Here is a 13,263-nt window from a genome sequence, read left to right on the forward strand (position 1 = left end):
TCTGGGCACGTAATTTCAACCGGTCAGCTGGGCGTCCCCTGTGGCGTGCTGCTGGCCTTGGATTTGGATCGATCCAGCCCCAACTGCCGTTCCCGCCAGATGATCGCGGCACCGCCGGCGATGACCAGACCGGCACCGATCAGGATAGCAGGCGTCGGGATTTCGCTGAAAAGCACCCAGCCGATCAACACCGCAAACAGCATAGAGGCATAGTCGAACGGGGCGAGCATCGACACCGGGCCAAAGCGGTAAGAGGCCGTGATCATGATCTGTGATACCCCGCCGATCATACCCGACAGGATCAATAGCGCCGAGACTTGCCACCCGGGGTTCACCCACCACAGCGGCTCCCAATTGATCACCATGCCTGCGGGCAGCGTGAGGAACGACAGGCAGGTCGCGGTGAGCGAGAAATAGAACACGATGGCCGCCGTGCTGTCGGTTTGCACCAATCGGCGCACGTGGATCTGGACAAGCGCGCGCATGATCGACGCGGCAACCACCATCATCGCCCCCAGCATGGCAAGCTGCGACACGCTATCCCCGCCTACGGTAAAGCGGGGATACAGAACGATCAGCACGCCGATCAACCCCACGGCCACCGCAGACAGTCGGAACACGCGCACCTGTTCGCCCAGAAATATCGCGGCGAAGATTACCGTGAAAAGCGGCGTGGCATAGCCGATCGCGGTGACCTCTGGCAGAGGCAGCAGGCTAAGCCCGGCAAAGGTCAGCGCCATCGCCGTGGTCCCGAAAACGCCGCGCCAGACGTGGCCCATCAGATTGCTCGGCTTCAGCCCGTCGCGCAGGTCGCCGCTTTGCCATAGCCACAGGATGATCATCGGGAAGGCAAAGAACGACCGGTAGAACACCGCTTGGGCGGCGGGCACGGTGGCCGTCGCGATCTTGATAAGGGCCGCCATGACCGAGAACAGAAAGACCGCCCCCAGTTTAAGGGCGATGGCCCGGCCGGGGCGGTGCTCTGTCGTGGTGCTTTGCATGGCGCATGCTTGCGCCTGCAGGTTTCAAGTTGCAAGACCCCGCGTCAACTTGCGCGTCGTATTCCCGCCAATATGCGGAAAATCCAAGCGTTCCGCGCGACTTAGCCGATGATGCCGCGGTTTTCGCCGACCTGACCGCGGTGCAGCAGCATATGGTCAAGCAGGACGCAGGCCATCATCGCTTCGCCCACCGGCACGGCGCGGATGCCGACGCAGGGGTCATGGCGGCCTTTGGTAATGATCTCTGTGTCTTCGCCGGTCTTGGTGATTGTCTTGCGTGTGGTCAGGATGCTTGACGTTGGCTTGACCGCGAAACGCAGCACGATGTCCTGACCGGTGCTGATGCCGCCCAGAATACCGCCCGCGTGGTTCGACGAATAGACAGGGCCGTCGGGGCCCATGCTGATCTCGTCCGCGTTCAGCTCTCCGGTCAGCATGGCGGCGGACATGCCTTCGCCAATCTCCACGCCTTTGACGGCATTGATGCTCATCATCGCGGCGGCAAGATCGGTGTCGAGCTTGCCATAGACCGGCGCGCCAAGGCCCGCGGGCACGCCGCGCGCTGTCACCTCGATGATCGCACCGACGGACGATCCGGATTTGCGCAGACCGTCCAAATACGCGGCCCAGTCGTCGGCCGCCTTGGCGTCGGGCACCCAGAACGGGTTCTGTTCGATCTGGTCCCAGTCAAACGCATCGCGGTCGATCTTGTGGGGGCCCATCTGCACCATGTAGCCGGTGATCTGCACATTCGGTGTAATCGCCTTGATCGCTTCGCGTGCAAGGCCACCCGCCGCCACACGCGACGCGGTTTCACGTGCCGAGGACCGCCCACCCCCACGGTAATCGCGGATGCCGTATTTCTGGAAATAGGTGATGTCGGCGTGACCGGGGCGGAACTTGTCCTTGATGTCGCCGTAGTCCTTGGACCGCTGGTCGGTGTTCTCGATCATCAGCTGAATCGGCGTGCCGGTGGTGACGCCTTCGAACACGCCCGACAAAATACGCACCTCATCCGCCTCGCGGCGCTGTGTGGTGTATTTGTTCTGGCCGGGTTTGCGCTTGTCCATCCAGTGCTGGATCATCTCTTCGGTGATCGTCACACCGGGAGGGCAGCCGTCCACCGTGGCCCCCAAAGCAGGCCCGTGGCTTTCGCCCCAGGTGGTCACGCGGAAAAGATGGCCAAAGCTGTTGATCGACATGGGCGGTGCTCCTTTGGCGGTGATCCTTAACGGGGGCTGCACCATGCCTCAAGGGGTTTCACCTTGCGCGCGGGCGACAGGCGTTCTACCGATAAGATACCTCGGGGGGCCTGACAGGCTGAGATGTGCGCGCACGGACCCGTTGAACCTGAACCGGTTAACACCGGCGGAGGGAAGGTCTGGATACACCTCCAACGCTTTCTGACGCCGCATTTTGGAGGATGCCATGAAGTATCTTACACTTGCTGCCACCACGCTTTTCGCCACGCAAGCATGGGCCGAGACGCCCGAACTGGTGGTCTATACCTACGACAGCTTTGTCGCCGAATGGGGCCCCGGCCCGGTGATCGAAGCGGCCTTCGAGGCCGAATGCGCTTGCGATCTGAAATTCGTCGGCATGGGCGATGGCGCGGCGCTGCTGGCGCGGCTCAAGCTGGAAGGCGCGCGGTCTGACGCCGATCTGGTGCTGGGGCTTGATACCAGCCTGATCGCCGCAGCGAAGGAAACGGGGCTGTTCGCGCCCGCCACAGTTGATGCGGACTACGACCTGCCGGTCACATGGGAGGACGACAGCTTTGCTCCCTACGACTGGGGCTATTTCGCCTTTGTCCATAACGCCGATCTGACCCCGCCCGCGAATTTTCGCGCTCTGGCCGACAGTGACCTCAAGATCGTGATCCAGGACCCGCGGTCCTCTACCCCCGGGCTGGGCCTGCTGATGTGGGTCAAGGACGCTTATGGCGACGAGGCCCCTGCGATCTGGGAAGGCCTGGCGGATAACGTCGTGACCGTGACCAAGGGCTGGTCCGAAGCCTACGGCCTGTTTCTTGAAGGCGAGGCCGACATGGTGCTGAGCTATACCACATCCCCCGCCTACCACCTGATCGCCGAAGAGGACGCGACCAAAGCCGCCGCCGCCTTTGACGAAGGCCACTACATGCAGATCGAAGTGGTCGGCAAACTGGCGGGCAGCGACCAGCCCGAGCTGGCCGATCAGTTCATGCAGTTCATGGTATCGGACGCGGCGCAATCGGTGCTGCCCACGACCAACTGGATGTACCCCGCCGTCACGCCCCAAGGCGGGCTGCCCGAAGGCTTTGAACAGTTGATCGAACCGGGCAAGGCGCTGCTGATCCCGAACGATGACGTGCCCGCCCTGCGCGAGGAAGCATTGGCCGAATGGCTCTCCGCGCTGTCGCAATAAGCACGAAGACCGGCATCAGCGCCGCCATTCTGGTTGCGGCGCTGATCCTTGCTGCGGTGGGGGCGGTGCTGTGGCGGGCCGAGTTCGGCAGCGGGCTTGGCCCGGCCGATTGGTCCGCGATCCGGTTTACCGTGTTACAGGCCGCGCTTTCCGCCCTGCTGTCTACCGTGCTGGCAATCCCTGTCGCCCGCGCCTTGGCGCGACGGCGCTTTGTCGGGCGCGGGTTGCTGGTCACGCTGCTGGGGGCACCGTTCATCCTGCCGGTGATTGTCGCCGTGCTGGGGGTGCTTGCGGTCTTTGGCCGCGCGGGCTGGCTCAATGCGGCACTGGCGGCGGTCGGGTTGCCCGGCATCACGATCTACGGGCTGCACGGCGTGGTGCTGGCGCATGTCTTCTTTAACCTCCCGCTGGCCACGCGGCTGTTGTTGCAGGCATGGCAGACCGTGCCCGCGGAACGGTTCCGGCTGGCCGCACAGCTTGGCCTGACCCCGCGCGCGGTATTTCGCAGCATCGAGCGTCCCCTCCTGCGGCAAATCCTGCCCGGCACCGCAGCGTTGATCTTTGTGATCTGCCTGACCAGCTTTGCGGTCGCGCTGACCCTCGGCGGCGGCCCCCGCGCCACGACGATCGAGCTTGCGATCTATCAGGCGTTCCGTTTCGACTTTGACCTGAACCGTGCAGCGCTGCTGTCGCTGGTGCAGCTTGGGCTTGCGGGCAGCACCGCCGCGCTGGCGCTGTGGATCATTCCCGCGATCAGTCTGGGCGGCGGGCAGGACCGCCCCCTGCACCGCTGGGACGCACGTGGTGGGCTGCAACGGTGGCTCGACGCGCTGTTCATCACGTTGGCGGCGGGGTTTCTGCTGCTGCCCCTGACCTCGGTCGTGCTGCGCGGGGTGATCGGCCTGCCGCAAATGCCCGCCAGCGTGTGGCAGGCAGCGGGCACCTCACTCACCGTGGCGCTGATCAGCGTGGTGGTCTTGCTGGCCTTGGCCCTGCCCCTTGCCGGGTGGATCGCAACCCGCGCCCGCGGCGGGGTAGAGGCCGTGGGCCTCTTGGGTCTTGCGGCCTCTCCGCTGATGATCGGCACCGGCTGGTTCATTCTGATCAACCCTGTCGCCAGCCCCTTTGCGCTGGCCCTACCCGTCACGGCGCTGGTCAATGCGCTGATGGCCCTGCCCTTCGCCCTGCGTATTCTGGTGCCCCGCCTGCGCGACACGGTGCAGATCTATGGCCGGCAGGCGCAGATGCTGGGGCTGACCGGATGGCCGCTTTGGCGCTGGCTGATCCTGCCACGCTTGCGCCCGCAGATCGGCTTTGCCGCGGGGCTGACCGGTGCCCTGTCGATGGGAGATCTGGGGGTCATCGCCTTGTTCGCCGACCCCGACAGTGCCACCCTGCCGCTGCAGATGTACCGGTTGATGGGGGCCTACCGGATGGAGGCCGCGGCCGGTGCCGCCCTGATCCTGCTGGCGCTGTCGCTTGGGATTTTCTGGATATTCGACAAGGGAGGGCGCTGGCATGCTGACGCTTGAGACCGCACAGATCACCCAGGGCAGCTTTACCCTGCACGCCGACCTGACCCTTGCGCCCGCGCAGACCTATGCGGTGATCGGCCCCTCGGGTGCGGGAAAATCCACCCTGCTGGGGGCGCTTTGCGGGTTCATTCCGCTCAGGTCCGGCAGGCTGCTGTGGCAGGGCAAGGACATCACCCAAGCCGCCCCCGGTGCGCGGCCGATGACGATGCTTTTTCAGGATAACAACCTCTTTCCCCATCTCAGCGTGATGCAGAATGTGGGGCTGGGGCTGCGCCCCGACCTGCGGCTCGGCACTGCGGACCAAACCCGTGTACATGAGGCGCTCGATCGCGTCGGGCTGCAGGGGATGGCTGCCCGCAAGCCTGCCGAGCTTTCCGGCGGGCAGCAAAGCCGTGTGGCCCTCGCACGGGTGCTGGTACAAGCCCGTCCGCTTGTGCTGCTCGACGAACCCTTTGCCGCACTTGGCCCCGCCCTGCGCAACGACATGCTGGATCTGGTGGCCGCCCTCGCCGCAGAGACCAAAGCCGCGTTGATCATGGTCACCCACGCCCCCGAGGACGTGCGCCGCATCGCGGATCAGGTGATCTTTGTCGAAGGTGGCACCGCGCATCCGCCGCAGCCTGCCGCAGCGCTGATGGACAACCCGCCCGACGCGCTGCGCGCCTATCTGGGGTAATCAGAAAATGACCGCGTAAAAGGTCAGCGATGTCAGCAGGATCGTCAGATACCCCAGCAGCACATAAAGCCCGTCACGGGTGAACAGACCAAAGGCAAACAGCGCCACCGTCCCGCCCCCGAAGGACGACGCGAAGGGCACGAATTCAAGCAAAGGCCAGCCCACGGGCAGGATTACGCAGGTCACCAACGTCAGCAGACGCATCGGGCCTGTCGTCAGAAACTGGAGCCTTTTGCCCGAGTGGCGATCAAAAAACGCCGCGGGCTTGCGCAGCCACCGCACGCAGAACAGCAACCGCGATGACTTGACCTCGCGGCGCAGCAGGAACTGCGGCAACCACAGACGTTTGCGCCCATAGACCGCCTGCGCCGACAGCACGATGATCACCATCGCCATGAAACTGGACACGCCAAAGACACCGGACAGCGGCGACACCAACAGCAACGCCGCCAGCAGAATGAACGGGAGCAGGGACCGCTCTCCGAATTCGTTCAGCACATCGTTGATCGTGACCGTCTCGCGGCTGGCCGCTTGTTCCATCCCGTCCAGCAGATGGGTGAGGCTACGCTCTTCGATATTGTGCATATACCCCCCAAAGGTCAGCTGTCTTGTGCAAGCAATGCCGCCAGCCCGGCCCGATAGGTGGGGAACTGCGGTGCCCAGCCTAACGCCTGCTTGATACGGTCGTTCCGAACCTTCTTGCTTTCCGCGTAAAAGCTGCGGGCCATGGGGGTCATATCGGCCTGATCAAAGGGGATCGCGGGGGGCACGGGCAGGCCAAGCAGCTCTGCCGCGTGGGCGATCACGTCTTGCGGTGGCGCGGGGTCATCGTCGCATAGATTATAAATCGCGCCCGGGGCAGGCCGCTGCAAGGACAGCTCAAGCGCTTGGGCAATATCCTCGACATGGATGCGAGAGAAGACCTGCCCCTGCTTGATGATCCGCCGCGCCGTTCCGGCCCGCACCTTGGCAAAGGGGCCGCGTCCGGGGCCGTAGATGCCTGCAAGGCGAAAGATATGCAGCGGCAGATCGGGGATCCCCTGCCATCTTGCCTCTGCCGTGACACGGGCGCGCCCGCGCTTGGTCGATGGCGTAAGCGGCGTGTCCTCGTCCACCCAATCGCCGTCGTGGTCGCCGTAAACGCCTGTTGTCGACAGATAGCCTACCCACCGCAGATCGGGCGCGGCGCGGTTGACTGCATCCTCGACCGCATTCAATACCGGATCGCCCGCGCTGTCCGGTCCGGCCGAGACGAGCACATTAGGAAACTGCGCAATCAACGCCCCCAGATCGGCCCCCGGCCAGACGACGGGTTCAACGCCCGTATCCGCGATGGCATCTGCCTTGTCGGGGCTGCGCGTGGTGCCGACGATGCGCCAGCCCTGCGGCACCAGCCGTGCGGCAAGGGCGCGCGCGCTAAAGCCATGCCCGATCGACAGCAGCGTTTTCTCCATGAGGCGTCCTTTCTATGTGGTGGGGGTCCGGGGCAAGGCGATCCGCTGCCCTTCGGGGACCAATGCATTCATCTGCGCGATATGTTCCGGCAGACATTTGGTCAGGAAGTCATAGGTCTCGACCACATGCGCCCGCGCCGCCGGCCCCAGATGCGCATAGGCCGCCGGATTGCCCAGCACATCCGCCACCTGATCGCCCAGCGCATCGGGATCGAAGAAATCGCACAGCAGACCGGTTTCGCCGTGGGTAATCGCCTCGCGCACGGGGGCCACGTCAGAGCCGACAATCGTCGCGCCCATCGCCATCGCCTCGAGCAGGGACCACGACAGCACAAATGGCATGGTCAGATAAAGATGGCAGCGGCTGATCTGTATAACCTTCTGGTAATCCTCGTAGGACAGCTTGCCCAGAAAGTGCACCCGTGACCAATCAACGTGCTTGCCCACCTCTGCCTCCATCTCGGCGCGCAGGCCCCCGGGGTGTTTGCTTTTGCCGCCATAAGAGGTGTCATTGCCCCCCACCACCAACACCCGCGCATCGGGGCGTTGTTTCAGAATACGTGGCAATGCGCGCATGAACACATGAAAGCCCCGCGTGCGTTCAAGGTTGCGCGACACAAAGGTCAGCACCTCGTCATCCTTGGTCAGCGCGCGATCCATCCGCCCCAGCTTGAGCGTCACCGCCGGATCGGGGCGCAGCTGGTCTGTGCGTATCCCGTCGTGGCAGACATAGAGCTTGCGGTGAAAGCTTTGCGGAAAACGGTCACGCTGCCAGTAGGTCGGGCTGAGCCCGACATCGACGGTTTCGATATTGGCCAGCGGCACGGCATTCCGCGCGTGCAACAGAAACGGGGTATTTTCAGTCACAGGGTCTTCGGGGTCGAACCCCACAGGGCCGCCGGTATCGCTGTAGTAATACTCGAAGAAGCCGATGATCGGGACATCGGGCCAGATCTGCTTGAAAAACGTCAGCTCCCCCCAGCCCACATGCCCCACCACGATATCGGGCTTGAACTCTTCGCGGGTCTCGATCTGTTTGGCCGCGCGGGCGGCCCCCAAGCCGTTGCCGGTAGATTCCTCCCAGTTCTTCGACAGCCCATAGGCAGTCTCTGCCGGTCTGTGATGTGCCTTGTAGACGCGTGTCTCGACGCCATCAAAACGGGGCGGATTTTTGCGTTGGGTCAGGAAATAGATCTGGTGTGTGCGTTGATCGGCCAGCCATTGCACCAGCTCGCGGTATTGGCCGGGCATATTCTGGTGCACAAACATGATCTTCATGGGGTCGCCTTATGTCCTGTCGGTTGCAGACAGTTAGCCCAGTCGGCACGGACAGTGCAAACGCCACGGCGCTGGACGGCTCTGGCTTGAACCTCGGGCGATCTTCGTGTCAACGTCAGGTATGAAAGAACACACATTCCCCTCATGGCCCGATGTGGCCGATCAACTGGTCGCTGTTGCGGCAGGACGCAGTGCTGCGGATACGATTATCACCGGCGGTAACTGGGTCAACGTGCACACGCGCGAAACCCTGCCGGACCATGATATCGCGATCAAGGCGGGGCGCATTGCCTTTGTCGGGCCGGACGCCAGCCACTGCAAAGGCGACACGACCAAGGTGATCGAGGCAAAGGGCCGCTATATGATCCCCGGCCTGTGTGACGGGCATATGCACATCGAAAGCGGTATGCTGACGCCGGCGGAATTCGCCCGCGCCGTGATCCCCCATGGCACCACGTCGATGTTCACCGACCCGCATGAGATCGCCAATGTGCTGGGGCTGGAAGGCGTGCGCATGATGCATGACGAAGCGCTGATGCAGCCGGTGAACATCTTCACCCAGATGCCGTCCTGTGCGCCATCCGCGCCCGGTCTGGAAACCACCGGCTTTGAAATCACGGCAGAGGATGTCGCCGAGGCCATGCACTGGCCCGGTATCATCGGTCTGGGCGAGATGATGAACTTCCCGGGTGTGACCGCGGGTGACCCCAAGATGCTGGCCGAGATTGCCGCAACGCAACGCGCGGGCAAGACCGTGGGCGGGCACTATGCCTCCCCCGATCTGGGGCCCGCCTTTGCGGCCTATGTGGCGGGCGGCCCTGCGGATGATCACGAGGGCACCTGCGAGGCGGATGCCATTGCGCGGATGCGTCAGGGGATGCGGTCGATGATCCGGCTGGGGTCCGCGTGGTATGACGTTGAAACACAGATCACCGCGATCACCGAAAAAGGCCTGGATTCGCGCAATATGATCCTGTGCACCGATGACTGCCATTCCGGCACCTTGGTGAATGACGGTCATATGAACCGCGTGGTGCGCCATGCCATCGACTGCGGCTGCGATCCTTTGGTCGCGCTGCAAATGGCGACGATCAACACCGCGACCCACTTTGGGCTGGAACGCGAGATCGGATCGCTGACGCCCGGGCGGCGGGCCGATGTGATCCTGACATCTGACCTCAAAACACTCCCCATCGAGACGGTGATCGCGCGGGGGCAGATCGTGGCCGAGGATGGCGTGTGTCTGGTAGACTGCCCGCATTACGATTGGCCGCCCCATGCGCGGCAGACCGTCAACATGGGCAAATCCCTTGGCGCGGATGATTTCCAGATCACCGCACCTGCGGGGGCCAATGCCGTCACCGCGAATGTGATCGGCGTGGTCGAGAATCAGGCCCCCACCCGCGCGCTGAAATTCGAGCTGCCGGTGACCGAAGGGCGCGTGCAGTCCACGGGAGAAGTGTGCCAGATCGCGCTGGTCGAACGGCACCGCGGCACCGGCACTGTCGTCAACGCGCTGGTCTCGGGCTTTGGCTATCAGGGGCCGATGGCGATGGCGTCCACCGTGGCGCATGACAGTCACCACATGATCGTGGTGGGCACCGATACCGAGCATATGGCGATGGCCGCGAACCGTCTGCGCGAGGTTGGCGGCGGGATCACCATCTTCAAGGACGGGGCAGAGCTGGCCATGGTCGAGCTGCCGATCGCCGGCCTGATGTCCGACAACCCCGCCTCCGACGTCGCCGCCAAGACCGAAGCCATGATGCAGGCAATGCGCGACTGTGGCTGCACGCTGAACAACGCCTATATGCAGCATTCGCTTTTGGCGCTTGTTGTCATTCCCGAATTGCGCATCTCTGACCTCGGCTTGGTCGATGTGCGCAGTTTTGAATTTATTCCTTTGTTAGAGCCTGTTTCATGACCAGAATCCTTACCCCAGACGCCCGCCCCGCCGAACAGTTCACCGATGCTGCTGCCGCCGTTGCACGGCTGATCGAGCTATACAGCCAAGCGACAGGCTTCCTGAGCGCGCATTTCCAGAAGGCGATGGACAGCGCCGCCCCGGAAACGCGGATCAGGGCCTTCTATCCAGAGATCCGGTTTACCACCTCCAGCTATGCGCAGGTGGATTCACGGCTGTCGTTCGGCCATGTGTCGTCCCCCGGCACCTTCTCGGCCACGATCACGCGGCCAGAATTGTTCAAACATTACCTGACACAACAAATCCGTCTGCTGATCGAAAACCACGGCCAGCCCGTGACCATCGCGGTATCCGACACGCCGATCCCCGTGCATTTCGCGGTCAGCAACGACGACAGCGTGACCATCCCGCAGGAAGGTGCCGCGGATTTCACCCTGCGCGATGTGTTTGACGTGCCGGACCTGAGCACAACCAATGACGACATCGTCAACGGCACCTATCTGCCGCTGGACAACGTGCGCCCGCTGGCCCCCTTCACCGCGCAGCGCGTCGATTATTCGCTGGCACGGCTGACGCATTACACCGCAACCGATCCCGAACATTTCCAAAGTCACGTGCTGTTCACCAACTACCAGTTCTACGTCACCGAGTTCGAGGAATACGCCCGCGCTATGTTGCGCGACCCCGATAGCGGCTACACGTCCTTCGTCTCTACCGGCAATGTCGAGATTTCGGACGGCGACGCGCCGCTGCCTGCGTCGGTCAAGACTCCGCAGATGCCGACCTACCACCTCAAGCGCGCGAACGGGTCCGGGATCACGCTGGTCAACATCGGCGTCGGCCCATCCAACGCGAAAACCGCGACCGACCACATCGCCGTGCTGCGGCCCCATGCGTGGCTGATGGTCGGGCACTGTGCCGGTTTGCGCAACACACAGGCGCTTGGGGATTTCGTGCTGGCGCATGGCTATCTGCGCGAGGATCACGTGCTGGACGACGACCTGCCGGTCTGGGTTCCGATCCCCGCGCTGGCCGAGATCCAGATCGCGCTGGAGGACGCCGTTGAACAGGTCACCCAGCTTGAGGGCTACGAGTTGAAGCGGATCATGCGCACGGGCACCGTTGCCACCATCGACAACCGCAACTGGGAATTGCGCGATCAATCCGGTCCGGTGCAACGGCTCAGCCAGTCGCGCGCCGTGGCGCTGGATATGGAAAGCGCAACGATTGCGGCCAACGGCTACCGCTTCCGGGTGCCCTACGGCACGCTTCTATGCGTCTCGGACAAACCCCTGCATGGTGAATTGAAGCTGCCCGGTATGGCGTCTGATTTCTACAAAACGCAGGTCGCACGACACTTGATGATCGGTATTCGCGCGATGGAACAGCTGCGCGATATGCCGCTAGAGCGGTTGCATAGCCGAAAATTGCGCTCGTTTGACGAAACTGCCTTTCTCTAAAGGCCGAAATCGGCTGAAAATAGCATGTTTTCGCGGTTTCTTGCGACCTATTCGTTGTGTTCAGCCACAACATACCGTTACATTCTGCGCGTGAGGCCCTAATCCGGGCGGACGAAGGAGAAAAACAAGATGGCAACTAAACCAATGACAAAAACCCAGCTCGTCGCGGCTTTGGCTGAGGAAATGGGCGAAGACAAGAAAACAGCAAGCGCGGCACTGGACGCGGTTTGCGCGTTGATCACCAAAGAAGTCTCCGGCGGTGGCGCTGTGACACTTCCCGGCATTGGCAAAATCTACTGCCGCGAACGTCCCGAGCGTATGGTGCGTAACCCTGCCACCGGCGAACAGTTCAAGAAAGACGCGGACAAGGTTGTTAAGATGACCATCGCGAAAGCGCTGAAAGACAGCGTTAACGAATAAGACTGATCACAGTCTGTTCTGACAAAGGGTCGCCCACGGGCGGCCCTTTGCGTTTGGCGCAGGTCTGCGTTGCGCTGAATGCGCTTGCCCCTGTCGGGCAACTGCGGAAGTCTCCGCCCACTGGAAAACCTGAAAGGCCCCCTCATGGATATACGTGCAATTCTCATGGGGCTGGCCTTCGCCGTCATGTGGTCCTCTGCCTTTACGTCGGCGCGGATCATCGTCGCGGACGCGTCCCCCTTGATGGCTTTGTCGGCGCGGTATCTGATCTCTGGCCTGATCGGCGTGGGGATCGCGCTGGCGCTTGGTCAGACGTGGCGGCTGACGCGCGCGCAATGGCGGGCAACGATCATTTTCGGCGTGCTGCAAAACGCGGTCTATCTGGGGATGAACTTTGTCGCGATGCAGACCGTACAGGCGTCACTGGCGGCGATCATCGCCTCGACCATGCCGTTGCTGGTCGGTCTGGCGACATGGCTGTTTCTGGGGGAAAAGCTCAAGCCGTTGGGCATTGCAGGGCTGATCGCCGGTGTGATCGGGGTGGCCATCATTATGGGGGCACGGATCAGCGGCGGCGTCGATCTGACAGGGCTGCTGCTATGCGGCGTCGGTGTGGTCGCGCTATCAGCGGCGACCCTGCTGGTGCGCGGTGCGACCTCTGGCGGGAACTTCCTGATGGTGGTGGGTTTGCAGATGCTTGTCGGCTGCGTGGCGCTGTCGATTGCGACCTTGCTGTTCGAGACGCCGCACATCAGCCCAAGCTGGCCGCTGGCGCTGGCGTTCCTGTATACCTGTCTGGTGCCGGGGCTGCTGGCGACGGTGGTCTGGTTCTGGCTCGTCAACCGTATCGGAGCCACCCGCGCCGCGACCTTCCATTTCCTCAACCCGTTTTTCGGAGTGGCGATTGCCTGGCTTTTGCTGGGCGAACCGCTGGGGGTTCAGGATATCATCGGCGTCGCCGTGATTGCCCTGGGTATTCTCGCGGTTCAGGTCTCGCGGCAGCGCAGGGCCTGACCTGCAAGCCAAGGGGTTGGGCGATAGGCGGGCGGTCACAGATCGGTGCGTCGGTGCATTACCCCTTTGAAAAACCCGCGCAGGCCCCATTTAAT

12 protein-coding genes and 1 riboswitch are annotated in these 13,263 nt (G+C 62.9%); of the genes, 7 read left to right on the plus strand and 5 right to left on the minus strand.

The features are described 5' to 3' along the window. Nucleotides 1–23: 23 nt before the first annotated feature. Both B4F27_RS11035 and aroC read right to left on the minus strand, forming a co-directional pair. Nucleotides 24–1,001, minus strand: a complete 978-nt coding sequence (locus B4F27_RS11035) for a DMT family transporter (protein ID WP_037942940.1) — start codon at nt 999–1,001, stop codon at nt 24–26. A gap of 101 nt (nt 1,002–1,102) precedes the next feature. Beyond that, nucleotides 1,103–2,203 (minus strand): chorismate synthase, encoded by a 1,101-nt coding sequence (gene aroC / locus B4F27_RS11040; protein WP_286759674.1) that lies wholly within the window; start codon nt 2,201–2,203, stop codon nt 1,103–1,105. A gap of 92 nt (nt 2,204–2,295) precedes the next feature. Beyond that, nucleotides 2,296–2,395, plus strand: a riboswitch (TPP riboswitch). Between the two features lie 34 nt (nt 2,396–2,429). Here aroC and thiB point away from each other — a divergent pair. From thiB to B4F27_RS11055, 3 genes are read left to right on the plus strand one after another with little or no spacing between them, the layout of a single operon-like run. Then, nucleotides 2,430–3,407 carry a thiamine ABC transporter substrate binding subunit gene (gene thiB, locus B4F27_RS11045; RefSeq protein ID WP_286759675.1) on the plus strand — a complete coding sequence of 326 codons (978 nt, stop codon included), beginning with the start codon at nt 2,430–2,432 and terminating at the stop codon, nt 3,405–3,407. Next, nucleotides 3,383–4,939 carry a thiamine/thiamine pyrophosphate ABC transporter permease ThiP gene (locus tag B4F27_RS11050; RefSeq protein ID WP_286759676.1) on the plus strand — a complete coding sequence of 519 codons (1,557 nt, stop codon included), beginning with the start codon at nt 3,383–3,385 and terminating at the stop codon, nt 4,937–4,939. Before thiB ends, B4F27_RS11050 begins: the two co-directional genes overlap by 25 nt. Then, on the plus strand, nt 4,926–5,618 hold the full coding sequence (locus B4F27_RS11055) for an ATP-binding cassette domain-containing protein (RefSeq protein WP_286759677.1): 693 nt from the start codon (nt 4,926–4,928) through the stop codon (nt 5,616–5,618). The genes B4F27_RS11050 and B4F27_RS11055 overlap by 14 nt, the downstream gene beginning before the upstream one ends. Here the strand turns inward: B4F27_RS11055 and B4F27_RS11060 are convergent, their stop codons facing one another. The 3 genes from B4F27_RS11060 to B4F27_RS11070 are packed head-to-tail and all read right to left on the minus strand — an operon-like array spanning nt 5,619 to nt 8,350. Further along, entirely contained in the window at nt 5,619–6,203 is a 585-nt protein-coding gene (locus B4F27_RS11060; RefSeq protein WP_005850947.1) for an exopolysaccharide biosynthesis protein, read from the minus strand. A 14-nt stretch (nt 6,204–6,217) separates the two neighbouring features. Next, nucleotides 6,218–7,072 carry an SDR family oxidoreductase gene (locus B4F27_RS11065; protein ID WP_286759678.1) on the minus strand — a complete coding sequence of 285 codons (855 nt, stop codon included), beginning with the start codon at nt 7,070–7,072 and terminating at the stop codon, nt 6,218–6,220. 12 nt (nt 7,073–7,084) lie between these two features. Beyond that, the gene (locus tag B4F27_RS11070) at nt 7,085–8,350 is read right to left on the minus strand and encodes a glycosyltransferase family 4 protein (protein ID WP_286759679.1); all 1,266 of its coding nucleotides are present in this window, start codon (nt 8,348–8,350) and stop codon (nt 7,085–7,087) included. Between the two features lie 121 nt (nt 8,351–8,471). On the opposite strand from B4F27_RS11070, the gene ade reads away from it, so the two are divergent. The 4 genes from ade to B4F27_RS11090 all read left to right on the plus strand — a co-directional run bounded on the left by ade (nt 8,472) and on the right by B4F27_RS11090 (nt 13,168). Next, nucleotides 8,472–10,274, plus strand: a complete 1,803-nt coding sequence (ade, locus tag B4F27_RS11075; protein WP_286759680.1) for an adenine deaminase — start codon at nt 8,472–8,474, stop codon at nt 10,272–10,274. Further along, nucleotides 10,271–11,734: an AMP nucleosidase gene (locus B4F27_RS11080; protein WP_005850943.1), complete on the plus strand. Its 1,464-nt coding sequence runs from the start codon at nt 10,271–10,273 to the stop codon at nt 11,732–11,734. The genes ade and B4F27_RS11080 overlap by 4 nt, the downstream gene beginning before the upstream one ends. Before the next feature lie 129 nt (nt 11,735–11,863). Next, entirely contained in the window at nt 11,864–12,154 is a 291-nt protein-coding gene (locus B4F27_RS11085; RefSeq protein ID WP_235183739.1) for an HU family DNA-binding protein, read from the plus strand. Between the two features lie 144 nt (nt 12,155–12,298). Beyond that, entirely contained in the window at nt 12,299–13,168 is an 870-nt protein-coding gene (locus tag B4F27_RS11090; protein ID WP_074636253.1) for a DMT family transporter, read from the plus strand. Nucleotides 13,169–13,263: the final 95 nt, after the last annotated feature.

The sequence above is a fragment of the Sulfitobacter sp. UBA1132 genome (assembly GCF_002311545.1).
Classification (GTDB): Bacteria; Pseudomonadota; Alphaproteobacteria; order Rhodobacterales; family Rhodobacteraceae; genus Sulfitobacter; species Sulfitobacter pontiacus.

Bases quoted from the DNA above. Each gene is read 5' to 3' on its own strand.
- B4F27_RS11035 (WP_037942940.1), bottom strand. From the start codon at position 1,001: ATGCAAAGCACCACGACAGAGCACCGCCCCGGCCGGGCCATCGCCCTT.
- B4F27_RS11065 (WP_286759678.1), bottom strand. From the start codon at position 7,072: ATGGAGAAAACGCTGCTGTCGATCGGGCATGGCTTTAGCGCGCGCGCC.
- B4F27_RS11085 (WP_235183739.1), top strand. From the start codon at position 11,864: ATGGCAACTAAACCAATGACAAAAACCCAGCTCGTCGCGGCTTTGGCT.
- B4F27_RS11070 (WP_286759679.1), bottom strand. From the start codon at position 8,350: ATGAAGATCATGTTTGTGCACCAGAATATGCCCGGCCAATACCGCGAG.
- B4F27_RS11050 (WP_286759676.1), top strand. From the start codon at position 3,383: ATGGCTCTCCGCGCTGTCGCAATAAGCACGAAGACCGGCATCAGCGCC.
- thiB (WP_286759675.1), top strand. From the start codon at position 2,430: ATGAAGTATCTTACACTTGCTGCCACCACGCTTTTCGCCACGCAAGCA.
- B4F27_RS11060 (WP_005850947.1), bottom strand. From the start codon at position 6,203: ATGCACAATATCGAAGAGCGTAGCCTCACCCATCTGCTGGACGGGATG.
- ade (WP_286759680.1), top strand. From the start codon at position 8,472: ATGAAAGAACACACATTCCCCTCATGGCCCGATGTGGCCGATCAACTG.
- B4F27_RS11090 (WP_074636253.1), top strand. From the start codon at position 12,299: ATGGATATACGTGCAATTCTCATGGGGCTGGCCTTCGCCGTCATGTGG.
- B4F27_RS11080 (WP_005850943.1), top strand. From the start codon at position 10,271: ATGACCAGAATCCTTACCCCAGACGCCCGCCCCGCCGAACAGTTCACC.
- B4F27_RS11055 (WP_286759677.1), top strand. From the start codon at position 4,926: ATGCTGACGCTTGAGACCGCACAGATCACCCAGGGCAGCTTTACCCTG.
- aroC (WP_286759674.1), bottom strand. From the start codon at position 2,203: ATGTCGATCAACAGCTTTGGCCATCTTTTCCGCGTGACCACCTGGGGC.